At 68.8% G+C, this 25,755-nt stretch carries 26 protein-coding genes; 2 read left to right on the top strand and 24 right to left on the bottom strand.

Going from position 1 to position 25,755, the window contains the following annotated elements:
* Window positions 1-31: 31 nt before the first annotated feature.
* The 3 genes from VD659_RS13080 to VD659_RS13070 are packed head-to-tail and all read right to left on the bottom strand — an operon-like array spanning window position 32 to window position 2,096.
* Window positions 32-400, bottom strand: a complete 369-nt coding sequence (locus tag VD659_RS13080) for a hypothetical protein (protein WP_423261508.1) — start codon at window positions 398-400, stop codon at window positions 32-34.
* Window positions 397-1,428, bottom strand: a complete 1,032-nt coding sequence (truB, locus tag VD659_RS13075) for a tRNA pseudouridine(55) synthase TruB (RefSeq protein ID WP_423261506.1) — start codon at window positions 1,426-1,428, stop codon at window positions 397-399. The genes VD659_RS13080 and truB overlap by 4 nt, the downstream gene beginning before the upstream one ends.
* A 53-nt stretch (window positions 1,429-1,481) precedes the next feature.
* Window positions 1,482-2,096, bottom strand: coding sequence for a uridine kinase (locus VD659_RS13070; RefSeq protein WP_423261505.1), 615 nt, complete (start codon window positions 2,094-2,096; stop codon window positions 1,482-1,484).
* Between the two features lie 49 nt (window positions 2,097-2,145).
* Here VD659_RS13070 and VD659_RS13065 point away from each other — a divergent pair, with 49 nt between their 5' ends.
* The gene (locus VD659_RS13065) at window positions 2,146-3,036 is read left to right on the top strand and encodes an A/G-specific adenine glycosylase (protein WP_423261504.1); all 891 of its coding nucleotides are present in this window, start codon (window positions 2,146-2,148) and stop codon (window positions 3,034-3,036) included.
* A gap of 106 nt (window positions 3,037-3,142) precedes the next feature.
* Here the strand turns inward: VD659_RS13065 and rbfA are convergent, their stop codons facing one another.
* The 5 genes from rbfA to VD659_RS13040 form a co-directional block, all read right to left on the bottom strand.
* Entirely contained in the window at window positions 3,143-3,586 is a 444-nt protein-coding gene (gene rbfA / locus VD659_RS13060) for a 30S ribosome-binding factor RbfA (protein ID WP_137836848.1), read from the bottom strand.
* A 146-nt stretch (window positions 3,587-3,732) separates the two neighbouring features.
* Window positions 3,733-6,594, bottom strand: coding sequence for a translation initiation factor IF-2 (infB, locus tag VD659_RS13055; protein WP_423261503.1), 2,862 nt, complete (start codon window positions 6,592-6,594; stop codon window positions 3,733-3,735).
* A gap of 85 nt (window positions 6,595-6,679) precedes the next feature.
* The gene (locus VD659_RS13050) at window positions 6,680-6,937 is read right to left on the bottom strand and encodes a YlxR family protein (protein WP_423261502.1); all 258 of its coding nucleotides are present in this window, start codon (window positions 6,935-6,937) and stop codon (window positions 6,680-6,682) included.
* Window positions 6,938-7,061: 124 nt separating this feature from the next.
* Window positions 7,062-8,060: a transcription termination factor NusA gene (nusA, locus tag VD659_RS13045; RefSeq protein WP_137836851.1), complete on the bottom strand. Its 999-nt coding sequence runs from the start codon at window positions 8,058-8,060 to the stop codon at window positions 7,062-7,064.
* Window positions 8,061-8,119: 59 nt separating this feature from the next.
* Window positions 8,120-9,883, bottom strand: a complete 1,764-nt coding sequence (locus tag VD659_RS13040) for a proline--tRNA ligase (protein ID WP_423261500.1) — start codon at window positions 9,881-9,883, stop codon at window positions 8,120-8,122.
* 146 nt (window positions 9,884-10,029) lie between these two features.
* Here VD659_RS13040 and VD659_RS13035 point away from each other — a divergent pair, with 146 nt between their 5' ends.
* Entirely contained in the window at window positions 10,030-10,542 is a 513-nt protein-coding gene (locus tag VD659_RS13035; protein WP_423261498.1) for a methylated-DNA--[protein]-cysteine S-methyltransferase, read from the top strand.
* 42 nt (window positions 10,543-10,584) lie between these two features.
* Here the strand turns inward: VD659_RS13035 and VD659_RS13030 are convergent, their stop codons facing one another.
* The 16 genes from VD659_RS13030 to rho form a co-directional block, all read right to left on the bottom strand.
* Complete coding sequence (locus VD659_RS13030; protein ID WP_423261497.1) at window positions 10,585-11,328, bottom strand: YaaA family protein; 744 nt, start codon at window positions 11,326-11,328, stop codon at window positions 10,585-10,587.
* 126 nt (window positions 11,329-11,454) lie between these two features.
* Entirely contained in the window at window positions 11,455-11,721 is a 267-nt protein-coding gene (locus VD659_RS13025) for a F0F1 ATP synthase subunit epsilon (protein ID WP_423261496.1), read from the bottom strand.
* Between the two features lie 2 nt (window positions 11,722-11,723).
* A complete protein-coding gene (gene atpD / locus VD659_RS13020) occupies window positions 11,724-13,187 on the bottom strand; it encodes a F0F1 ATP synthase subunit beta (RefSeq protein WP_137836854.1) in 1,464 nt (487 codons plus the stop codon).
* Window positions 13,188-13,207: 20 nt separating this feature from the next.
* On the bottom strand, window positions 13,208-14,107 hold the full coding sequence (locus VD659_RS13015) for a F0F1 ATP synthase subunit gamma (RefSeq protein ID WP_423261495.1): 900 nt from the start codon (window positions 14,105-14,107) through the stop codon (window positions 13,208-13,210).
* A gap of 3 nt (window positions 14,108-14,110) precedes the next feature.
* A complete protein-coding gene (atpA, locus tag VD659_RS13010) occupies window positions 14,111-15,748 on the bottom strand; it encodes a F0F1 ATP synthase subunit alpha (RefSeq protein ID WP_423261494.1) in 1,638 nt (545 codons plus the stop codon).
* 53 nt (window positions 15,749-15,801) lie between these two features.
* Window positions 15,802-16,599, bottom strand: a complete 798-nt coding sequence (locus tag VD659_RS13005) for a F0F1 ATP synthase subunit delta (protein ID WP_137836857.1) — start codon at window positions 16,597-16,599, stop codon at window positions 15,802-15,804.
* A 3-nt stretch (window positions 16,600-16,602) separates the two neighbouring features.
* Window positions 16,603-17,166 carry a F0F1 ATP synthase subunit B gene (locus VD659_RS13000; RefSeq protein ID WP_137836858.1) on the bottom strand — a complete coding sequence of 188 codons (564 nt, stop codon included), beginning with the start codon at window positions 17,164-17,166 and terminating at the stop codon, window positions 16,603-16,605.
* Between the two features lie 30 nt (window positions 17,167-17,196).
* Complete coding sequence (gene atpE / locus VD659_RS12995; RefSeq protein WP_137836859.1) at window positions 17,197-17,433, bottom strand: ATP synthase F0 subunit C; 237 nt, start codon at window positions 17,431-17,433, stop codon at window positions 17,197-17,199.
* Window positions 17,434-17,478: 45 nt separating this feature from the next.
* The gene (gene atpB, locus VD659_RS12990) at window positions 17,479-18,288 is read right to left on the bottom strand and encodes a F0F1 ATP synthase subunit A (RefSeq protein WP_137836860.1); all 810 of its coding nucleotides are present in this window, start codon (window positions 18,286-18,288) and stop codon (window positions 17,479-17,481) included.
* Window positions 18,289-18,477: 189 nt separating this feature from the next.
* Window positions 18,478-18,948, bottom strand: coding sequence for a hypothetical protein (locus tag VD659_RS12985; protein ID WP_423261492.1), 471 nt, complete (start codon window positions 18,946-18,948; stop codon window positions 18,478-18,480).
* Window positions 18,949-18,951: 3 nt separating this feature from the next.
* The gene (locus VD659_RS12980; protein ID WP_137836862.1) at window positions 18,952-20,148 is read right to left on the bottom strand and encodes an MraY family glycosyltransferase; all 1,197 of its coding nucleotides are present in this window, start codon (window positions 20,146-20,148) and stop codon (window positions 18,952-18,954) included.
* A 3-nt stretch (window positions 20,149-20,151) separates the two neighbouring features.
* Entirely contained in the window at window positions 20,152-20,814 is a 663-nt protein-coding gene (locus tag VD659_RS12975; RefSeq protein ID WP_423261490.1) for an L-threonylcarbamoyladenylate synthase, read from the bottom strand.
* A gap of 80 nt (window positions 20,815-20,894) precedes the next feature.
* Window positions 20,895-21,083 carry a PLDc N-terminal domain-containing protein gene (locus tag VD659_RS12970; protein WP_423261488.1) on the bottom strand — a complete coding sequence of 63 codons (189 nt, stop codon included), beginning with the start codon at window positions 21,081-21,083 and terminating at the stop codon, window positions 20,895-20,897.
* A gap of 272 nt (window positions 21,084-21,355) precedes the next feature.
* The gene (gene prmC / locus VD659_RS12965; RefSeq protein ID WP_423261714.1) at window positions 21,356-22,231 is read right to left on the bottom strand and encodes a peptide chain release factor N(5)-glutamine methyltransferase; all 876 of its coding nucleotides are present in this window, start codon (window positions 22,229-22,231) and stop codon (window positions 21,356-21,358) included.
* A gap of 20 nt (window positions 22,232-22,251) precedes the next feature.
* The gene (gene prfA, locus VD659_RS12960) at window positions 22,252-23,331 is read right to left on the bottom strand and encodes a peptide chain release factor 1 (protein ID WP_137836865.1); all 1,080 of its coding nucleotides are present in this window, start codon (window positions 23,329-23,331) and stop codon (window positions 22,252-22,254) included.
* Window positions 23,331-25,607: a transcription termination factor Rho gene (gene rho, locus VD659_RS12955; RefSeq protein WP_423261486.1), complete on the bottom strand. Its 2,277-nt coding sequence runs from the start codon at window positions 25,605-25,607 to the stop codon at window positions 23,331-23,333. The genes prfA and rho overlap by 1 nt, the downstream gene beginning before the upstream one ends.
* Window positions 25,608-25,755 lie beyond the last annotated feature (148 nt).

The following is a 25,755-nucleotide window of genomic DNA, read 5'->3' as shown; positions in this document are numbered from 1 at the left end:
AGTTTATGGCACGGCCGAAGCCGGCCGTCGCTCAGGCGCCCTGCACGAACCAGATGACGTTCATCCGGTACACCATCACGGCGACGGCCAGGCAGATGGCCCCGAGCACGACCGTGCTCCAGCGCGTGCGTTCGATCAGCGCCCAGAAGCCACCGGCCACCGGCAGCAGCACGGCCGAGATGAGGTAGATGTAGAACTCGAGCACACTCCCCCGGGCCTCGTTGCCGAAGGCCGGAGCGGCGATCGCCACGATCAGCTGCACGACGAGCAGCAGCTCCACGAGCGCGGTGGCGCCCATGGTGAGGTCGGAGGGCTTGCGGCCGGCGAGGCCGAGCACCACGCAGAGCAGCCCGGCGGCGACCGCGACCACCACCTGGACGGTCGTGAACCACTCGATCACTGCGCATCTCCTGACGTCGGCCCGTATTCGTCGGGCGGGAAGTTCACGATGCTCTTCGCGGTGCGGCCGCTCACGGCCACCAGCCCGAGCAGGCGTCCCTCGGCGGTGACGGCCGCGATCGGGCCGCCGTCCGGCAGCGTCTTCGCCAGGCTCCGGATGTCGTCGGGCACCTCGACGCGCTGCCCGTGCCCCAGCGCGGTGGCCTGCTCGGCGTCGACGTCGAGAACCGGGAAGAGCGCGGTCGCCACGGCCGCGGCGCCGAGGAGCGGCACACGGGCGGCGGTCGAGGCGGCCTCGATGTCGGGCCCGGCCTCCGCCGCGATCGCCTCGGCCCTCTCGGCGAGTTCCTCGAGGGTGAGCGCGTCGCTCACCGCGAACGGCCCGATGCGGGTGCGTCGAAGGCTCGTGAGGTGCCCGCCCACGCCGAGTGCCGTGCCCGCGTCGCGCGCGATCGCCCGGATGTAGGTGCCCGAGGAGCACACGACGCGCACGTCGACGTCGACGAAGTCGCGGCCGCCCTCGGTCGCGCTCCGCGGCTCGCCGAGCAGCTCGAGCTCGGAGATCGTCACCGTGCGGCCGGCGAGCACCACGTCCTCGCCCGCCCGAACGCGCGCGTAGGCGCGCTGACCGTCGACCTTGATGGCGCTCACCGAGCTCGGCACCTGGGTGATCGTGCCGCGCTGCGCGGAGAACGCGGTCTCGATGCTCTCGCCGGAGAGCCGGCCCAGCGCATCCGGAACCGGTTCGCTCGTGATCTCGCCCTCGGAGTCGTCGGTGCTGGTCGCGGCCCCGAAGCGCACGGTCGCGAAGTACTCCTTGTCGAGACCGACGATGTAGGTCAGGAGGCGCGTCGAGCTGTTGACGCCGAGGATCAGCAGACCCGTCGCGAGCGGATCGAGCGTGCCGGCGTGCCCGACCTTGCGCGTTCCGGCGAGGCGGCGCACGCGAGCCACCACGTCATGGCTGGTGAACCCGCCGGACTTGTCGATGAGCAGAACGCCGCTCGCGGTGGATGCCGGGGTTTTCACGCCTGCAACGCTAACAGCAACGGGCCGCGCCTCCGGCTCCGCGTCCGGCCTCGTCAGCAGGAGTCGGCGAAGCTGCGGCGCGGATGCGCGGGGTCGGCGATCTCGATGATCGCGCCGGCACCGAAGCGCGGGCCGGCCTCGGCCTGGTAGAGCGCGTCCGCTCCGGCAGCCGCCTCGCCGAGGCCGAACTGGCGCCCCTCGAGGTAGGCGGTGAAATTGAACTGGCCGCGGAGACCGGGCCGCTGCAGGAACGGGCCGTCGAGCACGAGCACCGAGTCGGCGGGGGCGGTGAGCCACTTCGACTCGCGCTCCGTGTCGCGGTCGGCGTCGAAGGCGGCGAGCTGGAAGCCGGTGCTGCCGCCGAGGCGGAAGGGCTCGATGAGCACACGCTTCAGCGTGGAGTCGTCGTAGCGGTCGAAGTAGTAGCCCTCGGGCGAGTTCTCGCCGCGCAGGGTGCGGGCGGCGCGGGGGCGCTGGAAGTCGTCCATCGAGGCGCGGGCCACGTGCGACCCGGCGCGGGAGAAGGCCTGCGCGAGGGAGTCGGCGAAACGCCCGGTGCCCTCGATGCCGTCGACGGCCACGATCACGCGGCCCGCCTTGTAGTTGTGCCGGATCTCGGCCGCGAGGGCATCGGCGAAGTCGCTCTCGGGGGTCGCCACCTGAACCATGACCCCAGTCTACGAGGGTGTGGGCCGGCGGCGGCCGTACAGTGGAGGGGTGCCTGAGACCGACGCGGAGATCTTCGACGGACTCGTGATCGACTGGTTCGCAGACCACGCCCGCGATCTGCCGTGGCGGCGCCCGGGCTTCTCCGCGTGGGGAACGCTCGTGAGCGAGTTCATGCTGCAGCAGACCCCCGTGGTGCGGGTGATCCCGCGCCTGGAGGAGTGGCTCACCCGCTGGCCGACGCCCGCCGCGCTCGCAGCCGAGCCGGCCGGCGAGGCGGTGCGGGCTTGGCAGTCGCTCGGCTACCCGCGCCGGGCCCTCTGGCTGCACGCCTGTGCCGTCGCCATCACCGAGCGCTACGACGGAGTCGTGCCGAACGACGTCGAGGCCCTGCGCTCTCTGCCCGGCATCGGAGACTACACCGCGCGGGCCGTGGCCGTCTTCGCCTACGGCGGGCGGCATCCGGTGGTCGACACGAACATCCGCCGGGTCATCGCGCGCGCCGTCGACGGCCTCCCGGATGCGCCGGCCCCCAGCGCCCGCCGCGATCTGGCGGCGATGGACGCCCTGCTGCCCGCCGATGTGGAGGCCTCCACCCGCTTCAACGCGGGCATGATGGAGCTCGGCGCCCTCGTCTGCACGGCCCGCTCACCGAAGTGCGAGCTCTGCCCCCTCGCCGCCGCCGACGCCTGCGCCTGGCGCTCCGCCGGCTACCCCTCGACCGAGGTGCCCCGCAAACCCAAACAGAAGAAATACGAAGGCTCCGACCGCCAGGCCCGAGGCGCCCTCCTAGCCCTCCTCCGCGCCACCCCGCACCCCGTCCCCGCCCCGCACCTCGCCCAAGCCGTCACAGACCCGGCCCAATACGGAAGAGCACTCACCGGCCTCCTAGCCGACGGCCTCATCATCGCCCTCGACGACGACCTCTTCGCCCTCCCCTGACGAGGCCTGCAACGCAGCCGGTGGGGGCGGATTTCGCTTCGGCGCGCCTTTGAGCTCCGCTCAACCGAAGCGCCGAAGCGATATCCGCCCCCACCGGCGTCCTCCCCTAGTCCTCGCCGTCCTCGCCGACGACCCGCGGCTTCACGTAAGGATCTTCCTCCCCCGCGTACTGCGCCGTCTTCGCCAGCCCCTCCACGGCCGCATCCCGCGCCCGCGCCTCGGCCAGCAGCCCTTCGAGGGCCTGCGCGTTCTCCGGCAGTGCGTCGGCGATGAACTCGAGCGACGGCGTGAGCCGCGCGGTGATGTTCTTGCCCACTTCGCTGCGCAGCATCCCGGTGGCCGACTTCAGGGCGGCGGCCGAAGCGGCCCGCTCCTCGTCGTCGCCGTAGACCGTGTAGAAGATCGACGCGTGCTGCAGATCTCCCGTCACCCGCACGTCCGTGATCGTCACGAAGCCGAGCCGGGGATCCTTGATCCCGCGCTCCAGCCTCTTGGCCACGATCACCTTGATACGATCCGCCATCTTGGCGGCCCGAGCCGGATCAGCCATCCTCTTACCTAACTCTCTCCCTATCCACCCACTACCGCGAGTGGAAAACGCGAGGTGCCCGTTGGGGATTTGTGCTCCCGCCGCCTTTGAGCTCCGCTCAACCCCTAGGCGGGAGTGCAAATCCCCAACGGGCACCGACCCCAGGCTTACACCCGCGGCTTCTCCTTCATCTCGATCGTCTCGATCTCGTCACCGATCTGGATGTCGTTGAACTTGCCGAGCCCGATACCGGCCTCGAAGTCCGTGCGCACCTCGGTGACGTCGTCCTTGAAGCGGCGCAGCGACTCGATGGCGAGGTTGTCCCCCACCACGACACCCTCGCGGATGACGCGCGCCTTGGCGTTACGCGTGATCGTCCCCGACCGCACGATGACACCGGCGATGTTGCCGAACTTCGAGGAGCGGAAGATCTCGCGGATCTCGGCCACACCCGACTGCACCTCTTCGAACTCGGGCTTGAGCATGCCCTTGAGCGAGTTCTCGATGTCGTCGAGCGCGTTGTAGATGACCGAGTAGAAGCGGATGTCCACACCCTCGCGAGCGGCGCGCTCGCGCGCCTTCGTGTCGGGCCGCACGTTGAAGCCGATGATGATGGCGTTGTCGACGGTGGCCAGGTTGACATCCGACTCCGTGACCGCACCGACACCGCGGTGGATGATGCGCAGCTGCACGCTGTCGTCGACCTCGATCTTGAGCAGCGACTCCTCGAGTGCCTCGACGGCACCGGAGACGTCACCCTTGATGATGAGGTTGAGGGCTTCGACCTTGCCTTCTTCGAGGGCACGGGTGAAGTCCTCGAGCGAGATGCGCTTGCGGGCCTTGGCCAGCTGGGCGTTGCGCTCGGCGGCTTCGCGCTTCTCGGCGATCTGCCGGGCCGTGCGGTCCTCCTCGGTGACGAGGAAGGTGTCGCCGGCGCGAGGCACCGTCGAGAGGCCCTGCACCTGCACCGGACGCGACGGGGTCGCCTCGGTGACGGTCTCGCCGTTCTCGTCGACCATGGCACGAACACGCCCATAAGCGGTTCCCGCCACGATCGCGTCTCCGACGCGGAGCGTTCCGGACTGGATGAGCACGGTCGCGACCGCGCCGCGGCCCTTGTCGAGCTTGGCTTCGATCGCCACGCCGCGCGCATCCTTGTTCGGGTTGGCCCGCAGGTCGAGACCGGCGTCGGCGGTGAGGAGCACGGCGTCGAGCAGGTCCTGGATGCCGATGTCGTTGCGCGCCGACACGTCGACGAACATGACGTCTCCGCCGTACTCCTCGGCCACGAGGCCGAACTCGGTGAGCTGCTGGCGCACCTTGGCGGGGTTGGCGTCGGGCTTGTCGATCTTGTTCACCGCGACCACGATCGGCACGTTGGCCGCCTGGGCGTGGTTCAGAGCCTCGATCGTCTGCGGCATGATGCCGTCGTCGGCGGCGACCACGAGGATGGCGATGTCGGTCACCTGCGCACCACGAGCACGCATGGCGGTGAACGCCTCGTGACCCGGGGTGTCGATGAAGGTGATCGGGCGCTCGATGCCCTCGTGCTCGGTGACGACCTGGTAGGCACCGATGTGCTGGGTGATGCCACCCGCCTCACCGGCCACGACGTTCGCGTTGCGGATCGCGTCGAGAAGGCGCGTCTTACCGTGGTCGACGTGACCCATGACGGTGACGACCGGTGGACGGATCTCCAGGTCTTCGTCGGTCTCGTCTTCCAGCTCCTGGTCGAGGTCGATGTCGAAGCCCTCGAGCAGCTCGCGGTCTTCCTCTTCGGGCGAGACCACGAGGATCTTGTAGCCGAGCTCCTCGCCGAGCACCTGGAAGGTGGCCTCGTCGAGCGACTCCGTCGCCGTCGCCATCTCACCGAGGTGGAACAGCACGGTCACCAGGTTGCCCGGGCTCGCGTCGATCTTGTCGGCGAAGTCGGTGATGGAGGCGCCACGACGCAACCGCACGACGGTGTTGCCGTCGCCGCGGGGAACGCTCACGCCACCCAGCGACGGGGCTTCGCGCAGCTCGAACTCTGCTCTCTTCGTGCGCTTCGACTTGCGCGCCTTGCTCTTGCCGCCACCGCGACCGAACGCACCGGCGGTTCCGCCGCCGGGGCCACGGCCACGACCGCCCGCACCGGGGCGCGGAGAGGTGAAGCCGGTTCCGGGCGCTCCGCCCGGACGGTAGCCGGGCGTGCCGGGAGCGGGGCGTGCGCCGCCACCCTGGGCAGCACCCGGGCGGAAGCCGCCGGCACCGGCGCCGCCGGGGCGGAAGCCGCCGGGGCCGCCGGGACGCGGGGCGCCCGGACGGGGTGCACCCGGACGCGGGGCGCCGGGGCGAGGAGCGCCGGGACGCGGGATGGCGGAGTTGCCGCCGGCGCCGCCGGAAGCTGCCCCGCGGCCCATGCCCTGCTGGCTCGCGAAGGGGTTGTTGCCGGGGCGGGGAGCGCCGGGGCGCTGCATTCCCTGCTGGCTGGCGAAGGGGTTGTTGCCGGGGCGCGGGATGCCGGGGCGGGGGCCGCCGGGGCGCGGTGCCGCGGAGTCGCCCGATCCGGAGGCCGGGGTGGCCGAGGAGGCGGGAGCCGAACCACTGGACGCGGCCGGAGCCGCAGGGGCCTCGGTCGACGCGGCAGCAGCGGGTGCCTGCGGCGCGGCGGCAGCAGGACGCTGGGCCTCGGCCGGAGCCGGCGCAGCAGCGGGTGCCGGCGCAGCGGGGGCGGCCGGAGCGGCCTCCTTCGCGGCGGCGGGTGCCGCGGCAGCCGGGGTCGGAGCCGACGGGCCGGGGCGAACGCCCGGTCGCGGTCCCGACGAGGTGCGGGGAGCGGAGCTCGGAGCCGCGGCGGGTGCCGCAGCACCCGACGATCCGGCGCCGGCCTTGATCAGTGCCTCTTTGAGCCGGCGGGCCACGGGGGGCTCGATGCTCGACGAGGGGCCCTTGACGAACTGGCCCATCTCTTTGAGGGTTGCAAGGGCGACCTTGCTGTCGACGCCGAGCTCGGCGGCGACTTCATGTACACGTGGTTTTGCAGCCACAATTCTCCTGTCTGAGGTCTACCCCAGACAGGGCAGACCGCTAATAACGGACGGGTCTCATTTCGAGCCGCTCATCAGTTGTCACTCATGGGTTCACGGTGCCGTTCAGCCTGTTCTCTAATGTCGTCGTGTCGAGGATTCCCTCGACCCGGAGCGCACGCCCGAACGCTCTCCGCGTGACCGCGGTGCGCAAGCATTCGGGTGAGGGATGCAACCATGCGCCTCGCCCAGGAAGAGAGGCCGCCTCGTCGACGACCAGGACATGTTCCTTGGCTACGACCCTCAGAAGTGAGGACCGTGTGGCGCGCGCACGACATCCGACGCACGTTCTAACGGGTTCCATGCTACTCCATATTCCCTGGGCGCCCGTCTAACACGGACGTTTGAGGCTGAGCCGCATTCGAGTTGTCCCGAGCCGTGACCGCGATGCGTTCCCAGCCCGGCGCGAAAACCGCCATCCGGCCCGATCAATCCCCATCCAGAATGCTGTCGGGCTGGATGTCGATCTTCGCGCCCGTGAGCTTGGCGGCCAGACGGGCGTTCTGCCCCTCCTTGCCGATCGCGAGCGAGAGCTGGTAGTCGGGCACGAGGGCCCGCACGGCCTTGAGCGACTCGTCGATCACGAAGGCGCTCGACACCTTGGCCGGCGAGAGGGCGTTGGCCACGAAGGTCGGCAGATCGGCCGAGTAGTCGACGATGTCGATCTTCTCGTTGCCGAGTTCGGCGGTGACGGCGCGCACGCGCTGGCCGAGCTCGCCGATGCAGGCGCCCTTCGCGTTCACGCCGGGCTCGGTGGCCCGCACGGCGATCTTGGTGCGATGACCCGCCTCGCGGGCGAGCGACACGATCTCCACGACACCGGAGGCGATCTCCGGCACCTCGAGCGCGAACAGCTTGCGCACCAGCGAGGGGTGGGTGCGCGACACGGTGATCTGCGGCCCCTTCGCCCCCTTCGCCACGCTCGTCACGTAGACGCGGATGCGCGAGCCGTGCGTGTACTCTTCGCCCGGAACCTGCTCCTCGGGCGGCATGATCGCCTCGATGGTGCCGAGATCGACGTGGATCATCTTGGGGTTCGGGCCCTGCTGGATGACGCCGGCCACGATGTCACCCTCCCGGCCCTTGAACTCGCCGAGCACCTTGTCGTCGCCGATGTCGCGCAGCCGCTGGTTGATGACCTGCTTGGCCGCGAAGGCCGCGATGCGCCCGAAATCGCTCGGGTTCTCCTCGGCCTCGCCGATGAGAACGCCGTCCTCGTCGTACTCCGGCACGAAGACGCTGATGTGCCCCGACTTGCGGTCGAGGTGCACGCGCGCCGAGGGCGTGCCGTCCTCGGCGGTCGCGGGGCGGTCGGTGTGCTTGAGGTACGCCGTCAGGATGGCCTGCTCGATGATCTCCACGAGTTCCTCGAAGGGGATCTCTCGTTCGCGTTCCAGGAGACGTAAGACGCTGAGGTCGATGTCCACTTCCGGCCTCCTCTGTTCAGATCTGTGACGCCGGATGCTCCGGCGGTCAAACGAAAAGACTACCCGAAGCTGGCGCCGACGGCATCCAGAGCGAGCTGCGTTCGCTCTCCGCTTGCGCGATCCCACAGCTCGACGACCCCGTCGGCCACTCCGCGGCCCACGATCACGATGCGCGGAACCCCGATCAGCTCGGCATCGCCGAACTTCACGCCGGGCGAGACCTTGGGGCGGTCGTCGAAGAGCACGTCGAGGCCTTTCGCCTCCAGCTCGGCCACCACGGTCTCGGCCGCCTCGTAGATCTCGGCGTCCTTCCCGGTGGCGATCACGTGCACGTCGAAGGGCGCCACCGCGGGCGGCCAGATGAGGCCCTTCGCGTCGTTGTTGAGCTCGGCGATGATCGCCAGGATGCGGGTCACGCCGATGCCGTATGAGCCCATCGTCACGGTCACGAGCTTGCCGTTCTCGTCGAGCACCTTGAGGCCCAGCGCCTCGGCGTACTTGCGGCCGAGCTGGAAGACGTGGCCGATCTCCATGCCGCGGGCGAGCTCCACCGGCCCCGAGCCGTCGGGCGCCGGATCACCGGGCTGCACCTCGGCGACCTCGATCGTGCCGTCGGCGGTGAAGTCGCGCCCGGCCACGAGACCGAACACGTGCTCACCGGGAACGTTGGCTCCCGTGATCCACGAGGTGCCGTCGACCACGCGGGGGTCGACGACGAAGCGGATGCCCGTGCTCGAGTCCTCGCCGAGCACGGCGCCGCCGCGCGACCAGGGGCCGATGTAGCCCTTCACGAGGCCCGGGTGCTTCGCGAAATCGGCCTCGGTGGCCGGCTCGATCTCGGCGGGCGCGAACGCCACCTCGGCGCGCTTCAGGTCGACCTCGCGGTCGCCGGGAAGCCCCACCACCACGAGCTCGCGCGAGCCGTCGAGGTGGGTAAGGGCGAGCACGACGTTCTTCAGGGTGTCGCCGGCCGTCCAGGGACGGCCGTCCTCCCGGGGGTGGTCGGCGTTCGCCGCGTCCACCAGGGTCTGGATCGTCGGGGTGTCGGGGGTGTCGTGCACCTCGGCCGCGGGGAGCCCGTCGAAGGGGATCGCCTCGGGTACGAGGGTGGTGAAGGCCTCGACGTTCGCCGCGTAGCCGCCGGCCGAACGCACGAAGGTGTCTTCGCCCACGGGGGTGGGATGCAGGAACTCCTCGCTCTTCGAGCCGCCCATGGCGCCCGCGTCGGCCTTCACGATCACGTACTCTAGGCCGAGCCGCGAGAAGATCCGCTCGTAGGCGTCGCGCTGGGCTTGGTAGGAGGCGTCGAGCCCGGCATCCGTGTAGTCGAAGGAGTAGGCGTCCTTCATCGTGAACTCGCGGCCGCGCAGCAGGCCCGCACGGGGGCGCGCCTCGTCGCGGTACTTGTCCTGGATCTGGTAGATCGACAGCGGCAGGTCCTTGTAGCTGTTGTAGAGGTCCTTCACGAGGAGCGTGAACACCTCTTCGTGCGTCGGCGCGAGCACGTAGCCCGCGTCTTTGCGGTCGGAGAGCCGGAACATCCCGGGACCGTACTCGGAGTAGCGGCCGGTGACCTCGTAGGGCTCCTTCGGCAGCAGGGCGGGGAAGTGCACCTCGAAGGCGCCCGCGTTCGCCATCTCCTCGCGGATGACGGCCTCGATCTTCGCCTTCACCCGCAGTCCCAGCGGCAGCCAGGCGAAGATGCCCGGCGCCTGACGGCGGATGTAGCCGGCGCGCACGAGCAGGCGGTGGCTGGCCACCTCGGCGTCCGAGGGGTCTTCGCGGAGAGTACGGAGGAAGTAGTTCGACAAGCGAGTAGGCACGACTCGAGTTTAGCCAGCCCGCCCGGCGATGCCGTCTCCCGGTGCGTACGGCGCCCGGTTCTCCACAAGGCGATGCGGACACGCGTTTCTCCACAGATCGCCCGCCGACCGGATGCGCCGCGGCTGCGGCTGCTTAGCGTCGTGCCATGGACACACTCACTCAACTGCGATCGGCGTCGCCGTATCTCCAGCGGGCCACGACGCCCATCGGGCGCATCGAGGTCACCAGCGACGGCGAGGCGGTCACCAGTGTCGCCATCGAGCGCAACGGCGTGCTCCCCCACGACGGGCTCGCCTACGACTCCAACTCGGTGGCCGACGAGGCCGTGGCCCAGCTGCTCGACTACTTCTGCGGCTACCGCAAATCCTTCTCGGTGCCTCTCCGGCACCGGGGCACGCCCTTCCAGGTGTCCGTGTGGCAGCGGCTCGCCGCGATCCGCTGGGGTGAGGTCACCACCTACGGCGCCATCGCGTCCGCCGTGGGCAAGACCGGATCCGGGCGGGCGGTGGGCGGCGCCATCGCCTCCAATCCCACGCCCCTCCTCGTCGGCTGCCACCGCGTACTCTCGGCGCAGGGGCGGGTCACCGGGTGGAGCTGGGGCGAAGGCGCGGTCACCAAGGCGTGGCTGCTCGACCACGAGAGCATCGGCCACTCCTGAGCCACGGTCGTGGGCGCGGTCGCGATCGCGCGAGCCGGCGGCTCAGACCTCGAGCAGGAGCTCCCCCGAGGGGTCGAGCGACAGCGGATGACCGGATGCGCTCCCCCAGGCGACGAGGGCGTCGACATCGACGAAGTCCTCGCCGTGCAGGGCGAGGGCACGCACGAACTCGCCCTTGCCCTTCTTGTTGAAGTGGTTGAGCGCGCGCACGGAGCCGTCGGGGCCCGTGGTGACGACGCGCACGAAGTATCCGTGGTCGGCAGGCAGCGGGCCGAGCGCTGCGTACCCCTCCGAGCGCAGATCGAGCACGAGTTCGTGTCGGTGCGCCTCGAGCTCCTTCGCCACCGCGCGTCTCCAGCCCGCCCTGAGCGTCTCGCCCTCGAGCCGCGAGTCGTGCGACAGCCGATACGCCGGGATCGCGTCTTCTGCGCCGAGCAGGCCGAGAAGAGCCGAGTGAATGCGCACGTGCTGCGCCGCGAAGGCGCGGGCCTCCGGGGGCAGGCTCGGAGCATCCAGGGCTTCGTAGAGCACGCCCGTGTACCGGTCCATTGCCGGCATCGTGGGGGCCTTCGCGAGCATCCGGTTGCGTTCCACCTCGAAGGCGAGCTTCTGTCCCAGCTTCAGCCGGGTCATCATCTCCTCCGGCCGCCTCGCCAGGTGACTCACCCGCCGCACGAGAGCACGCCGGTGCTTCGTGAGCGCAGGATGCGACAGCGCCGCGTAGTCGAGCGGGCCGCCCGCTCCCCCGTCGCGCTTCGTCTCCGAGGGAGGCAGAAGAATGAGCACGGTGTCGCCGTCGCCCCTTTCCGGCCACCGTCGTCCGACGGCCGTCGTGAAAACGAAAAGCCGCCGCATCCGTCTGCGAGCAGAACGGATGCGGCGGCGAGGATTCGAACTAGGCCAGAATTCGACCTAGGAGATCAACTCCGCGTCACGCGCCACGATGGTGACGGTGTCGTTCTCGACCGAGAGGAAGCCGTCGTCGGCGCGGGCGACGAGTCGCTCACCGCTCGTGGTGTTGACGCGCACCTCACCGGCGGCGAGGATCGCGAGCATCGGCTCGTGACCGGCCAGGATGCCGATCTCGCCCTCGACCGTCTTGGCGACGACCATCGAGGCCTCGCCGGCCCAGATCTGCTGGTTCGCCGACACGACGCTCACGTTGAGAGGGGAAGCCATGACTAGCCGTTCTCCTTCTGGATCTGAGCCCACTTCTCTTCGACGTCGGTGATCGGGCCGACGTTGAAGAACGCCTGCTCGGCCACGTGGTCGAACTCGCCCTTGGTGATCGCGTCGAACGACTCGATCGTGTCCTTCAGCGGAACCGTCGAACCCTCGACACCGGTGAACTTCTTCGCCATGTAGGTGTTCTGCGAGAGGAACTGCTCGATGCGGCGCGCCCGCGACACGGTCACCTTGTCCTCTTCGGAGAGCTCGTCGACACCGAGGATCGCGATGATCTCCTGCAGCTCCTTGTTCTTCTGCAGGATCTGCTTCACGTTCGTGGCGACGCGGTAGTGGTCCTCGCCCAAGTAGCGGGGGTCCATGATGCGGCTGGTCGAGGTGAGCGGGTCGATCGCGGGGTACAGACCCTTCGACGCGATCGCACGGGAGAGCTCCGTGGTGGCGTCGAGGTGCGCGAAGGTGGTCGCCGGCGCCGGGTCGGTGTAGTCGTCGGCGGGCACGTAGATCGCCTGCAGCGAGGTGATCGAGTGACCGCGGGTCGAGGTGATGCGCTCCTGGAGCACACCCATCTCGTCGGCGAGGTTCGGCTGGTAACCCACCGCCGAAGGCATGCGACCGAGAAGGGTCGACACCTCGGAACCGGCCTGGGTGAAGCGGAAGATGTTGTCGATGAAGAGCAGCACGTCCTGGTTCTGCACGTCGCGGAAGTACTCCGCCATGGTCAGAGCCGAGAGGGCCACGCGGAGACGGGTTCCCGGCGGCTCGTCCATCTGGCCGAAGACGAGGGCGGTCTTGTCGAAGACGCCCGCCTCCTCCATCTCGCCGATGAGGTCGTTACCCTCACGGGTGCGCTCACCGACACCGGCGAACACCGAAACACCACCGTGGTCCTGCGCCACGCGCTGGATCATCTCCTGGATGAGCACGGTCTTGCCGACGCCCGCTCCACCGAAGAGTCCGATCTTTCCACCCTGCACGTAGGGGGTGAGGAGGTCGATCGACTTGATGCCGGTCTCGAAGAGGTTGGTCTTCGACTCGAGCTGGTCGAACGCCGGCGGGCGGCGGTGGATCGGCCAGCGCTCGGTGATCTCGATCTTCTCTCCGGGCTTGGCGTTCAGCACCTCGCCGATGACGTTGAAGACCTTGCCCTTGGTGACGTCGCCGACGGGCACCGAGATGGCGGCACCGGTGTCGCGCACCTCCTGGCCGCGCACGAGGCCGTCGGTGGGGTTCAGCGCGATGGCGCGAACGAGGTCGTCGCCGAGGTGCTGCGCGACCTCGAGCGTGATCTCGTGCGACTCGCCCGCGATGGAGATCGTGGTCTTCAGCGCGTTGTAGACCTCGGGGATCGAGTCGTGGGGGAACTCGATGTCGACCACCGGGCCCGTGACGCGCGCAATACGGCCGACGCCGCCGGGCGTCTCCTCCGCCTGGACTGGCGCGGTAGCAGTGTCAGTCATGTGCTTTCTCTTCTCTTCGGTTACTTCTTGGCGGGGGCCAGTGCGTCGGCCCCACCCACGATTTCGGAAATCTGCTGCGTGATCTCGCTCTGGCGAGCGTTGTTCGCCAGGCGGGTGTAGTCACGGATCAGGTTGTCGGCGTTGTCGCTGGCCGATTTCATCGCCTTCTGGCGAGCAGCGTGCTCGGCCGCGGCCGACTGCAGCATCGCGTTCCAGATGCGGCTCTCGACGTAGATCGGGAGCAGCGCGTCGAGGACGGTCTCGGCATCCGGCTCGAACTCGTAGAGCGGGTAGACCTCGGTGGAATCCGTGGCCTCCCCTTCGACGACCTCGAGGGGCAGCAGGCGCACGATCTCGGGAACCTGGGACACCATGCTCACGAAGCGGTTGTAGACCAGGTGGATCTCGTCGACCCCGCCCTCGGCGTCGTCGAGGTTGTAGGCGGTGACCACGGCATCCGCGATCTCCTTCGCCGTCTCGAACACCGGCTGGTCGGTGCCGCCGGTCCAGACCTTCTCGCTGTCACGCTTGCGGAAGCTGAAGTAGGCGTTCGCCTTGCGGCCGACGAGGAAGTAGACGACCGACTTGCCCTGGCTGCGCAGCAGCGCGGCCAGGCTCTCGGCCTCCTTCAGCACCGACGACGAGAACGCACCGGCGAGACCACGGTCGGAGGTGAAGATGACCACGGCCGCCGTGTCGAGCTTCTCGCGCTCGACCGTGAGCGGGTGCTCGACGTTCGAATGCGTGGCCACGGCCGAGACCGCACGCGTGATGGCTCGCGAGTACGGCGTCGACTCAGCGACCCGCTGCTGGGCCTTCTGAATGCGCGAAGCCGAGATCAGCTCCATCGCCCTCGTGATCTTCTTGGTCGTCTGGGCCGACTTGATCTTCGACCGGTAGACCCTGAGCTGGGCGCCCATATGCTACCGGCGACCTTTCACGATCTTCTCCTGGCCGACCTCGTCGGGGCTCGCGGCCTCGAACTTCTCGCTGCCGACCGAGGCGAGGGGCTTGCCCTCACCGGTCTGGAACTCGAGCTTGAAGTCCACGACCGCCTTCTCGAGCGCCTCGACGATGCCGTCGCTGAGCACGTTGGTGTCGCGGAGCTCGGTGAGCACCGTGGTGTTGCGGTCGAGGAAGTCGTGGAACTCGCCCTCGAAGCGGAGGATGTCCTCCACCGGCACCTCGTCGAGCTTGCCACCGGTTCCGGCCCAGATCGAGACGACCTGCTTCTCGACCGGGAACGGCGAGTACTGCGGCTGCTTGAGCAGCTCGGTGAGGCGGGCACCGCGAGCGAGCTGGCGACGGGATGCGGCATCCAGGTCGGACGCGAACATCGCGAAGGCCTCGAGCGAGCGGTACTGGGCGAGCTCGAGCTTGAGCGTGCCGGAGACCTTCTTGATCGACTTGACCTGCGCGTCACCACCGACTCGCGAGACCGAGATGCCCACGTCGACCGCCGGACGCTGGTTGGCGTTGAAGAGGTCGGACTGGAGGAAGATCTGACCGTCGGTGATCGAGATCACGTTGGTGGGGATGTACGCCGAGACGTCGTTCGCCTTGGTCTCGATGATCGGCAGACCGGTCATCGAGCCGGCGCCCAGCTCGTCGGAGAGCTTGGCGCAACGCTCGAGCAGACGCGAGTGCAAGTAGAACACGTCGCCGGGGTACGCCTCGCGTCCCGGCGGGCGGCGCAGCAGCAGCGACACGGCGCGGTAGGCCTCGGCCTGCTTCGACAGGTCGTCGAAGATGATGAGGACGTGCTTGCCGCCGTACATCCAGTGCTGGCCGATGGCCGAGCCGGTGTAAGGGGCGAGGTACTTGAAGCCGGCCGGGTCGGAGGCGGGCGACGCCACGATGGTGGTGTACTCCATCGCTCCGGCGTCTTCCAGCGCACCCTTGACGGAGGCGATGGTGGAGCCCTTCTGGCCGATGGCGACGTAGATGCAGCGAACCTGCTTGTTCTCGTCGCCCGACTCCCAGTTGGCCTTCTGGTTGATGATCGTGTCGATCGCGATGGCCGTCTTACCGGTCTGGCGGTCGCCGATGATGAGCTGGCGCTGGCCGCGGCCGATCGGGATCATGGCGTCGATCGCCTTGATGCCGGTCTGCATGGGCTCGTGCACCGACTTGCGCGCCATGACGCCCGGAGCCTGCAGCTCGAGCTCGCGGCGGCCCTCGGAGACGATCTCGCCGAGGCCGTCGATCGGGTTGCCGAGCGGGTCGACCACCCGGCCGAGGTAGGCGTCGCCGACCGGAACCGAGAGCACCTCGCCGGTGCGGGTGACTTCCTGGCCCTCTTCGATGCCGGTGAACTCGCCGAGCACCACGACGCCGATCTCGTCTTCGTCGAGGTTCTGCGCGAGACCCAGCGTGCCGTCCGCGAAGCGGATCAGCTCGTTCGCCATCACACCGGGGAGGCCCTCGACGTGTGCGATGCCGTCGGCGGCGTCGATCACGTAGCCGACCTCGGTGGTCGCAGCCTTGCTCGGGTCGTAGGCCGCGACGAAGTCCTTGAGGGCATCGCGGATCTCATCGGGGCGGATCGTAAGTTCAGCCATCGTTTTCCCTTTTCTGATGGGGATGTTCCCCAGTGCGTTCCTGTGCGCGCCGATCAACCGGCGAGCTGAAGTCTCAAATCATTGATGCGCGTCGCCACGCTGCCGTCGATGACGTCGTCACCGAGCTGGATGCGCACGCCGCCGATCACCGAGGCGTCGACGATCTGGTTGAGCCTGACCGGCCGGCCGTACTGCTTCGTCAGCGTGGTCTCGAGCCGTGCCAGCTGGGCGGCGGCGAGCGGGGCCGCAGCGGTGACCGTGGCCACCGCCGAACCCGACTGGTCGGCCACGATCATCGAGGCGTAGCGGATCAGCTCACCGATGCGGCGGCCGCGCGGCTGGGTGACCAGCTGGCGCGCGATCGCCACCGTGGGAGCGGAGGCGCGCCCGCCGAGCAGACGCTCGACGAGTGCGCGCTTCTGATCGGTGGAGCCGAGCTTCGACCCGAGTGCGAGCTCGAGCTCGGCGTCACTCGTGACCGCCCGGCCGAACTCGAAGAGCTCGGCGTCGATCGCCGCGGAGGCGGGCGCCGAGGAGGCGATGGCACGGATGCCGATCTCCTCGATGCCGGCGAGGAGATCGCCGTGGCTCGACCAGCGACCGGAGACGATGCCCGAGAGCACCTCCACCGTGGTCGCGGCATAGCCGTCGCTGAACAAGCGCTTGACGAGAGCGACCTTCGCCGCTGCCGCCGCTCCGTGGTCGGAGAGTGCGCTCAGCAGGTGCGACGAATCTCCGATGATCCGACCAGCGGCGAAGAGCTCTTCTCCCGTGGCCAGATCCACCTGGGAGCCGAGGGCCGCCAGGCGGTCCCTCGCCTCCACCAGGGCTACTCTGGTCGCGCTACCCATCGGCTACTTCTTTCCCGAGGTGTCGGACGCCGCGGTGTCAGCGGCCTCCAGGTCGGCGAGGAAACGGTCGACGAGCGCCGTGGCCTTCTTGTCGTCGGAGAGCGACTCCCCGATGACGCCCGAGGCGAGGTCGATCGCGAGGCTTCCCACTTCGGAGCGCAACGAGACGAGCGCCGCTTGGCGCTCGGCTTCGATTGCGACCTGGGCGTTCGCCTTGGCGCGGTCCGCATCGGTGTGGGCCTGCGCCGTGATCTCGGTGCCGATGCGCTGGGCGTCGACGCGAGCCTGCTCGCGGATCTTCGCCGCTTCGGAGCGCGCTTCGGCGAGCTGAGCGGTGTACTGCTCGAGAGCGGCCTCCGCTTCGCGCTGCGCTTCGTCGGCCTTCTCCATGTTGCCTTCGATGGCCGCCGATCGCTGGTCGAGCAGCGTCTTCATGCGCGGCAGAACGAGCCGCCAGAAGAAGAAGAGGATCACGACGAAACACACGGCCGACCAGATGATGTCGTAGGGCTGCGGGAGCAGAGGGTTCTGCGCCTCCGCTGCTGCGACGAGGGTGGTCTGAAGCATGGCGCCTCCTTCCTAAGAGTGAAAGAGGATTTAGAAACCGAAGATGAAGCCGGTCGCGATACCGATGAACGCGAGCGCTTCGGTGAACGCGATACCGATGTACATCAGCACCTGGAGGCGGCCGGCCAGCTCGGGCTGACGGGCGACGCCCTCGATCGTCTTGCCGACGACGATGCCGACGCCGATGGCCGGGCCGATGGCGGCGAGGCCGTATCCGACGGTCGCGATGCTACCGGAGATCTCGGCGAGGATGGCGGTGTCTGCCATTGTTGTTCCCTTTCGTGATGGTGGACCAGGCGGGCGCCTGAACCGTTAGTGTTCGTCAGCCAGCGCGAGCTGGATGTAGACCGTTGTGAGGAGAGCGAAGACGTAGGCCTGAAGCACGGCGACCAGGATCTCGAACAGCGTGAAGACGAAGCCGAAGGCGATGGTGCCGACACCGAACAGACCGTAGAAGATGCTGGTCTGCGTCGCGGTGAACAGGAAGAACGACGTCGCAGAGAAGAACAGCACGAGGAGCAGGTGACCCACGATCATGTTCATCAGGAGTCGGAGCGTCAGCGTGATGGGCCGCAGGATGAAGGTGGAGACCAACTCGATCGGGGTCACGATGATGTAGAGCGGCCACGGCACACCCGGCGGGAACAGCGCGTTCTTGAAGAACGCACCCGGGTGCTTGCGGAGGCCGGCGTAGATGAACGCGATCCAGGCCACGATGGCGAGCACGAGCGGCATGCCGATGGTGGCGTTGCCCGAGATGTTCAGGAACGGGATGACTCCCGTGATGTTGAACGAGAACACCAGAATCAGGATCGTGGTGATCAGCGGGAGGAAACGACGACCGTCCTTCTTGCCGAGCAGGTCTTCAGCAATGTTGACCCGCGCGAAGTCGAGGCCCATCTCCACGACGCTCTGGAAGCGGCCGGGGACCACCTTCATGCGCCTCGTGCCCAGCCAGAAGATCAGAACGATCGCGATGACCACCAGGAAGCGGATGAGGATGATGCGGTTGATCTCGAACGGCGTACCGGCGAGGAAGATGGCTGGGGGAAAGAACTCATCGATAGACGGCCCGTGGAAGCCGCCGTCATCGGTGGCAGCCACGAGGGCTAGCAGGTTCACAGCGTTAGCTATCAGCGCTATCTCCTGTTTCGGGGCGTGAAACCTTCTACGGTTCTCGCGACGACGAACGGGTGGGGGTTTTGTTGTCTCGGGCTGTAGCAGCTCAGCGCGGTAAACACACTGTCGGACAACGGAACGATCAGGAGAACACTATCAAGAGTGAGGGCATCCTGACTAATCGGGGAGCGCTCACTCGTCGTGCGGAAGGCGCACATCGGAGGCGTACGGCATCCGATTGCGGGCGATGACCACGACGTCGACCGCGAGGCTCCCCACCACGCCCACCACGATGCTGAGGAACAGCGCCATGTCGTTCAGCCACGGCTGACCGCGAAGCAGGATGACGAGCACGATGAAGAGGATGAATTTCACCATCCACGAGCCCAGCACCACCACGAAGAACAGCGTCGTGTAGATCGGCGAGGCGGTGTAGCGGTTGGCGATCAGGATGCTCGCCGCGGTCACGCCCACGAACACGAGCACCATGGCGGCGCCGACGAAGGCGCTCACGGCGCCGGGCCAGCCGACCGCGAGATAGCCGATCACTCCCCCGATCACGGCGATGGCGATGGCGAGCAGGGCGTCGAAGCGGAGGATCTTGGAGAAGACCGGGTTCGAGGACGGGGTCGGGTAGTTCCCGCGCAGCAGGGGGTCGGTCACGTTCTAGGGCTCCTTGATTTCGTCGGCGGCCGCATCCAGCGGGTCGTCGGCGGCGAGGTCTTCGGCTTCGAGGGTACCCGCATCCGCTGACTGGGCCTCGATCTCGCGCCTCTTGGCGCGGCTGAGGGGGGCGAGGGTCACGGCGGCGCAGACGATGATGCCCACCCCGAGGAACGGGAACGCCAGCCAGTACGGCTGCAGCACGAACAGCAGCAGGCAGCCGACCGAGATGACGGCGGTCCAGGCGTAGAAGATCAGCACGGCCTGCAGGTGGGTGTGCCCCATGTCGAGCAGACGGTGGTGCAGGTGCTTGCGGTCGGCGCTGAACGGACTCTTGCCGGCGCGGAGCCGGCGGAAGATCGCGAGACCGAAGTCGAGCAGCGGGATGACCAGGATGGCGAACGGCAAGAGGATGGGCAGGAACGCCGGGAACAGCTGCGAGCGGCCGAGCTGGGCCGGGTCGATCTGCCCGGTCACGGCGATGGCGCTGGTGGCCATCAAGAGGCCCACCAGCATCGACCCAGCGTCGCCCATGAACAGCTTGGCGGGGTGGAAGTTCAGCGGCAGGAAGCCCGCGCAGGCGCCGATCAGCACGGCCGTGACGAGCGAGGCGAGGTTGAAGTAGTCGGTGGGCGAGGTGTCCTGCGCGAGCAGGTAGCTGTAGAGGAAGAACACGCCGTTGGCGATGAGTGCCACCCCGGCCACCAGGCCGTCGAGCCCGTCGATGAAGTTGATGGCGTTCATCACGAGCACCACCGTGAGGATGGTGATCACGAGCGACATGCCGCTCGACCCGATGGTGAGGCCGCCGATCGGCAAGGACACGATCTGCACGCCCTGCCAGGCGAGGAGGAAGGCGGCGATGATCTGGCCGGCGAGCTTGGTGAGCCAGTCGAGATCCCAGATGTCGTCGGCCACGCCGATCAGCACGATGATGAGGGCGGCGCCCAGGATGGCCCAGACCTTGCCGGGTTCCGCGAACACCAGCCGGAACCAGCTGATCTGCGAGGCGATCGCGATCGCGATCACCACGCCCAGGAACATCGCGATGCCGCCGAGCCGAGGAGTCGGCCGGGTGTGCACGTCGCGCTCGCGGATCTTCGGGTACAGGCGGTAGCGGTTGCTGAGCTTGTAGATCACGAACGCCAGCACGAAGGTGACGACGGCGGAGACGGCGGCGACGAGGAGGTAGAACCGCATGACTCAGGCGCCGGAATCCGGGCGCAGGAGATCGCCGGCGATCTCGCGGATGCGCTCGGCGGGCACCGCGCCGTGACGCACGATCACGAGCGTGCCGTCGGGGGCGGTGGCGTCGACGATGGTGGAGGCGGTCGCCTCGGGCCGCGCTCCCCCGTCGAGGTACACGCTGATGCTGTCACCGAGCATCCCGAGCGCCTCGGCCGCCGTGGTGGCGGCCGGCTGCCCGGTGAGGTTGGCGCTCGAGACCGCGAGCGGGCCGGTCTCGGCCAGGAGTTCGAGCGCGATCGGGTCGTCGGGCATCCGGAGCGCCACGGTGCCGCCGGTCTCGCCGAGGTCCCAGGCGAGCGAGGGCGTCGCCTGCAGGATGACGGTCAGGCCGCCGGGCCAGAACTCCGCAACCAGGGCGCGCACGATCTCGGGGATGTCGGTCGCGAGGGCGTCGAGGGTCGGCAGCCCGGGGATGAGCACGGGCGGCGGCGACTGCCGGGTGCGGCCCTTCGCGTCGAGCAGGCGCTGCACGGCCTTCGGATCGAAGGCGTCGGCCGCCACCCCGTAGACGGTGTCGGTGGGGAGCACGACGAGCTCGCCGCGTGCGAGTGCTGCCCGCGCGAGCCGCATTCCGGTGAGAAGCTCCGTCGGCGCAGAGCAGTCGTAAGTGGCAGCCATCTCGCCCACCATGATAGCCGGGATGGCGCGCGGGCTCGGGACGCCGCGAACGTCGGTGTGCGCCGCCACGCCGGCCGGGGTCAGCGGTTGACTCGGCCCCGCCCGAAGATCAGCCAGAGGATCGAACCGAGGATCGAGAGGAAGAACGCCACCAGGATCCAGACGAACTTGCCGACGCCGCCGTGGTTGGGGTTCCGGACGATCGAGACGACGGTGATGATGAAGATGACGAGGCCGACTATGCCGAAGGTGAATGAGATGGGTTCCATGGGGTGCCTCCTGGGGCTGGGGTGGGGTGCTGTTCGATCGTAGTGGGGTCGGCGAGGGGCGGGGATATTCGCTCCCCGCCTAGGGGTTGAGCGGAGCTCAAAGGCGGCGGGGAGCGAATATCCCCGCCCCTCGCCTGCGGCTTCGGATTGCGCACGACGTGGGAACGGGTGTGAAAGTCTCGGGCCGTACTCGATGACCCAAGGTGAGCGTGTGGCCGGGCAAGGACCGGCGACGCCCGTGGACGCCGAGCGAAGCCCGGCGCCCACGGCAGCTAGCACAGCGCCGTGGTTGCCCGATCGCGCAGGGTGAGATCCCGGTGGGTGGCGACAGCGTGCCAGCCGTCGGCGGTCAGGAGCTCCCGGATCTCCGGCCCCTGGAGGTCGCCGTGCTCGATGATGAGGGAGCCGCCGGGGCGGAGGAGGCGGCGCGCGGTGGTGGAGACGTGGCGCACGACGTCGAGGCCGTCCTCGCCGCCGTAGAGGGCGTGCTCCGGGTCGTGCAGGCGCACCTCGGGGTCGCGCGGGATGGCGCCGAGCGGGATGTAGGGCGGGTTCGACACCACGACGTCGACGGTGCCGTCGAGCTCGGGCAGGGCGTCGGCCAGGTCGACGAACACCAGGCGGACGTTGTCGGCCCCCACGGTGCGGAAGTTCTGCTTCGCCCAGATGAAGGCGGCCGTGGAGTTCTCGACCGCGGTCACCTCGGCGTACGGCACCTCGGTGGCGAGGGACAGGGCGATGGCCCCGCTGCCGGTGCCGAGGTCGACGGCGCGCGGGGCGGCATCCGGTGCCGGCACCACGGCCCGCAGGGCGTCGATCGCGAGCTGCGCCACGAACTCCGTCTCGGGCCGCGGTACGAAGACCCCGGGGCCCACGGCGAGCTCGAGCGAGCGGAACCATGCCACCCCGGTGATGTGCTGCAGCGGCTCGCGCGCGGCACGCCGCTCGACGGCCTCGACGATGGCGAGGGTCTCCTCCGGGCCGATCGGCGCATCCGTGACCGCGAGCGACTGCACGCGGCCGCGCGAGGCGCCGAGCACGTGCCCGATGAGCAGCTCGGCGTCGGCCTGCGGGTCGAGGATGCCGCTGGCGGCGAGGATGCCGACCGAGCGCTCGTAGAGCGAGCGCACGGTCACGGGCCGGTCCATGGTCTCGGTGCTCATTGGCTCTAGGAGTCGGTTCCCACGGCGGCGAGGCGGCTCTCCTCGTCGGCTGTGATGGCCGACTGGATGATCGGTTCGAGCGCGCCGTCCATCACCCGGTCGAGGTCGTAGGCCTTGTACCCGGTGCGATGGTCGGCGATGCGGTTCTCGGGGAAGTTGTAGGTGCGGATGCGCTCGGAGCGGTCGACCGTGCGGATCTGACTCTTGCGCGCGGCGCTGGCCTCGGCGTCGAGCTCCTCCTGCTGCTTCGCCAGGATGCGGGCGCGCAGCACGCGCATGCCCGCCTCGCGGTTCTGCAGCTGGCTCTTCTCGTTCTGCATCGACACCACGATCCCGGTGGGCAGGTGGGTGATGCGCACCGCGGAGTCGGTGGTGTTCACCGACTGGCCGCCGGGGCCCGAGGAGCGGAACACGTCGATCTTGAGGTCGTTGGGGTTGATCTCGACCTCTTCGGGCTCGTCGACCTCGGGGAACACCAGCACGCCCGCCGCGGAGGTGTGGATGCGCCCCTGCGACTCGGTGGCCGGCACGCGCTGCACGCGGTGCACACCACCCTCGTACTTGAGGTGCGCCCAGACGCCCTGCGCCGGATCGGTGGAGTTGCCCTTGACCGCGACCTGCACGTCTTTGTAGCCGCCCAGGTCGCTGTCGGTGCGCTCGAGGAGCTCGGTCTTCCAGCCCTTCGACTCGGCGTAATGGAGGTACATGCGCAGCAGGTCGGCCACGAAGAGCATGCTCTCCGCACCACCCTCGCCGGCCTTGATCTCCATGATCACGTCGCGGGCGTCATCCGGGTCGCGCGGGATGAGGAGCCGCCGCAGCTTCTCCTCGGCCTCGGCCAGGCTCGCCTCGAGGGCGGGCACCTCCTCGGCGAACGACTCGTCGTCGGCGGCCAGTTCGCGGGCGGCCGCGAGGTCGTCGACGTTCTGCTGCCAGGCGTCGTGGGCGGCGACGATGCGGCTCAACTCGGCGTAGCGCCGGTTGACCCGCTTCGAGCGCGCGGGGTCGCTGTGCAGCGCCGGATCGGAGAGCTGCCGCTGCAGGTCATCGTGCTCGGCCTGCAGGGCGGCGACGGACTCGAACATCACTCGCCCTTGTGGGCCGCGTGTCCGTTCGCGTGACCGTTGTGACCGTTGCCGTTCACCGGAGTCGGCATCGACTTCTGCACCTGCATGAGGAACTCCACGTTCGAGGAGGTCTCCTTGAGGCGGCCGAGAACGATCTCGAGCGCCTGCTGCTGGTCGACGCCGGCGAGGGCGCGACGCAGCTTCCAGGTGATCTTGGTCTCGTCCGCGCCCATCAGCAGTTCTTCGCGGCGGGTGCTCGACGCGTTGACGTCGACCGCCGGGAAGATGCGCTTGTCCGCGAGCTGACGCGAGAGGCGCAGCTCGGAGTTGCCGGTGCCCTTGAACTCCTCGAAGATCACCTCGTCCATCTTCGAGCCGGTCTCCACCAGGGCGGTGGCGAGGATCGTGAGCGATCCGCCGTTCTCGATGTTGCGGGCGGCTCCGAAGAAGCGCTTCGGCGGGTAGAGCGCCGAGGCGTCGACACCACCGGAGAGGATGCGGCCCGAGGCCGGCGACGCCAGGTTGTAGGCGCGGCCGAGGCGGGTGATCGAGTCGAGCAGCACGACCACGTCGTGACCGAGCTCCACGAGGCGCTTGGCGCGCTCGATGGCGAGCTCGGCGACCGTGGTGTGGTCTTCGGCCGGGCGGTCGAAGGTCGAGGCGATGACCTCGCCCTTGACGGTGCGCTGCATGTCGGTGACCTCTTCGGGCCGCTCGTCGACCAGAACGACCATGAGGTGCACCTCGGGGTTGTTCGTCGAGATCGCGTTGGCGATCTGCTGCAGCACGATGGTCTTGCCGGCCTTGGGCGGCGCGACGATGAGGCCGCGCTGGCCCTTGCCGATCGGGGCGACCAGGTCGATGATGCGCTGCGTCAGCTTGCCGGGCTCGGTCTCCAGGCGCAGGCGCTCCTGGGGGTAGAGCGGCGTGAGCTTGCCGAACTCGACGCGGTTCTGCGCCTCTTCGACGGGCAGGCCGTTGATCGACTCGATGCGCACGATGGCGTTGTACTTCTGACGGCCGGCCTGGTCGCCCTCGCGGGGCTGGCGGATCGAGCCGACGACAGCGTCGCCCTTGCGCAGGTTGTACTTCTTGACCTGGCCGAGCGAGACGTAGACGTCGCTGTTGCCGGGCAGGTAGCCGCTCGTGCGCACGAAGGCGTAGTTGTCGAGGATGTCGAGGATGCCGGCGACGGGGATGAGCACGTCGTCCTCGCTGATCTCGGGCTCGATCTCGTCGCCGCCGGTCTGGCCGCGGCGCTTGCGGTCGCGGTAGCGGCTGCGGGCACCCCGCTCGTTGCGGTCGTCGTCGGCCTGCTCGACCTGGCCGCGCTGGTTCTGACGGTTGCCCTGCTGCGCATCCGCACGCTGGCTGTCGCGCTCGCTCTGGGCGGGGCGGTCGGCGTTCTGGTTGCCGTTGTTCTGGGGGCTCTGGCCGCCGTTGTTCTGGTTGCCGTTGCCGTTGTTCTGGTTGCCGTTGTTCTGGCCGTTGCCCTGGTTGCCGTTGCCGCGCTGGTTCTGGGCACGCTCGGGCTGCTCGGCGGCGTTGTCGCCGGCGGCGGCGTTCGCGTTCGCGTTGCCGTTGCGGCTCCGGCGGTTGCGGTTGCGGCCCTGGCGGCCCTCGGCGCGCTCGCCGGGCTCGCTCTGCTGGCCCTCGCCCTGTTCGGTGGCGGCGCCCTCGACGGTCTCGTCGGCGGCAACGGGAGCGTCGACCGGCAGCAGTTCGTCGGCGGTGAGGCCGGCGTTCACGTGCCCACCGGCAGCGACGCGGTCGGTGGCGACGCGGTCGGTGGCGTTGCGGTCGTTGACGTTGCGGTCGGTGGAGTCGCGCTCGGCCGCACGGCCGGCGACCGGACGCTCGATGGCGAAGCCGCCGTCGGCCGAGGTGACCCGGCGCGAGCGGCGCTTGGGCGACACGGGGCCCTCGGGCAGCTCGATGACGATCTGCTCCTTGGGGGCGCTGTGCGCGGCCGGAGCGGCGAGCAGGAGCTCGTCGGGGATGATCGGGCCGCTCGCGGCGACCGGGACCTCGGCGGCGACCGGTGCTGCCGCGGCTTCGGGAGCACTCGGCGCCGAGGCTTCCGGGGTCGCTTCCGGTGCCGGCTCGAGGTCGAGGAGCGTGTCGGTGCTCACGGCTGCGGGGAGCTCGGCTCCGGCCTGAGCGAGGCGGATGGCCTCGACCAGTTCGCCCTTGCGGAGCTTGGAAGCGCCGGCCATGCCGAGCTGGGCGGCGATGGCCTGGAGCTCGGAGACCTTCAAGGTCGAGAGCTCGGCGCTGATGTTGACGTTTGTCACGGAGATGGTGTCCTTCCCCTGTCGGCTACGAAAAGCCAGGCAGAGAACTGTCCGCGCAAGGGTACGCAAGCGGGATGCGGTCGATCACACTGTGAGGGTTCACACTGGACTTCTCGCAAGGGCCGATACGTCTCTGCACGCGGCAGGA

This window comes from Herbiconiux sp. 11R-BC (genome assembly GCF_049472555.1).
Classification (GTDB): Bacteria; Actinomycetota; Actinomycetes; order Actinomycetales; family Microbacteriaceae; genus Herbiconiux.
Note: the sequence above shows the minus strand (reverse complement) of the source record. Positions and strands in the feature narration are given on the sequence as shown.

Excerpts from the sequence above, each read along its gene's own strand:
- VD659_RS13025 (WP_423261496.1), bottom strand. The coding sequence starts at position 11,721 with ATGGCTTCCCCTCTCAACGTGAGCGTCGTGTCGGCGAACCAGCAGATC.
- atpE (WP_137836859.1), bottom strand. The coding sequence starts at position 17,433 with ATGGCAGACACCGCCATCCTCGCCGAGATCTCCGGTAGCATCGCGACC.
- prfA (WP_137836865.1), bottom strand. The coding sequence starts at position 23,331 with ATGTTCGAGTCCGTCGCCGCCCTGCAGGCCGAGCACGATGACCTGCAG.
- rbfA (WP_137836848.1), bottom strand. The coding sequence starts at position 3,586 with ATGGCTGATCCGGCTCGGGCCGCCAAGATGGCGGATCGTATCAAGGTG.
- atpD (WP_137836854.1), bottom strand. The coding sequence starts at position 13,187 with ATGACTGACACTGCTACCGCGCCAGTCCAGGCGGAGGAGACGCCCGGC.
- VD659_RS13000 (WP_137836858.1), bottom strand. The coding sequence starts at position 17,166 with ATGCTTCAGACCACCCTCGTCGCAGCAGCGGAGGCGCAGAACCCTCTG.
- VD659_RS13070 (WP_423261505.1), bottom strand. The coding sequence starts at position 2,096 with ATGGTTCAGGTGGCGACCCCCGAGAGCGACTTCGCCGATGCCCTCGCG.
- VD659_RS13050 (WP_423261502.1), bottom strand. The coding sequence starts at position 6,937 with ATGGAACCCGTTAGAACGTGCGTCGGATGTCGTGCGCGCGCCACACGG.
- VD659_RS12970 (WP_423261488.1), bottom strand. The coding sequence starts at position 21,083 with ATGGAACCCATCTCATTCACCTTCGGCATAGTCGGCCTCGTCATCTTC.
- atpA (WP_423261494.1), bottom strand. The coding sequence starts at position 15,748 with ATGGCTGAACTTACGATCCGCCCCGATGAGATCCGCGATGCCCTCAAG.
- VD659_RS13035 (WP_423261498.1), top strand. The coding sequence starts at position 10,030 with ATGGACACACTCACTCAACTGCGATCGGCGTCGCCGTATCTCCAGCGG.
- VD659_RS12975 (WP_423261490.1), bottom strand. The coding sequence starts at position 20,814 with ATGGCTGCCACTTACGACTGCTCTGCGCCGACGGAGCTTCTCACCGGA.
- VD659_RS13015 (WP_423261495.1), bottom strand. The coding sequence starts at position 14,107 with ATGGGCGCCCAGCTCAGGGTCTACCGGTCGAAGATCAAGTCGGCCCAG.
- VD659_RS13005 (WP_137836857.1), bottom strand. The coding sequence starts at position 16,599 with ATGGGTAGCGCGACCAGAGTAGCCCTGGTGGAGGCGAGGGACCGCCTG.
- VD659_RS12980 (WP_137836862.1), bottom strand. The coding sequence starts at position 20,148 with ATGCGGTTCTACCTCCTCGTCGCCGCCGTCTCCGCCGTCGTCACCTTC.
- prmC (WP_423261714.1), bottom strand. The coding sequence starts at position 22,231 with ATGGACCGGCCCGTGACCGTGCGCTCGCTCTACGAGCGCTCGGTCGGC.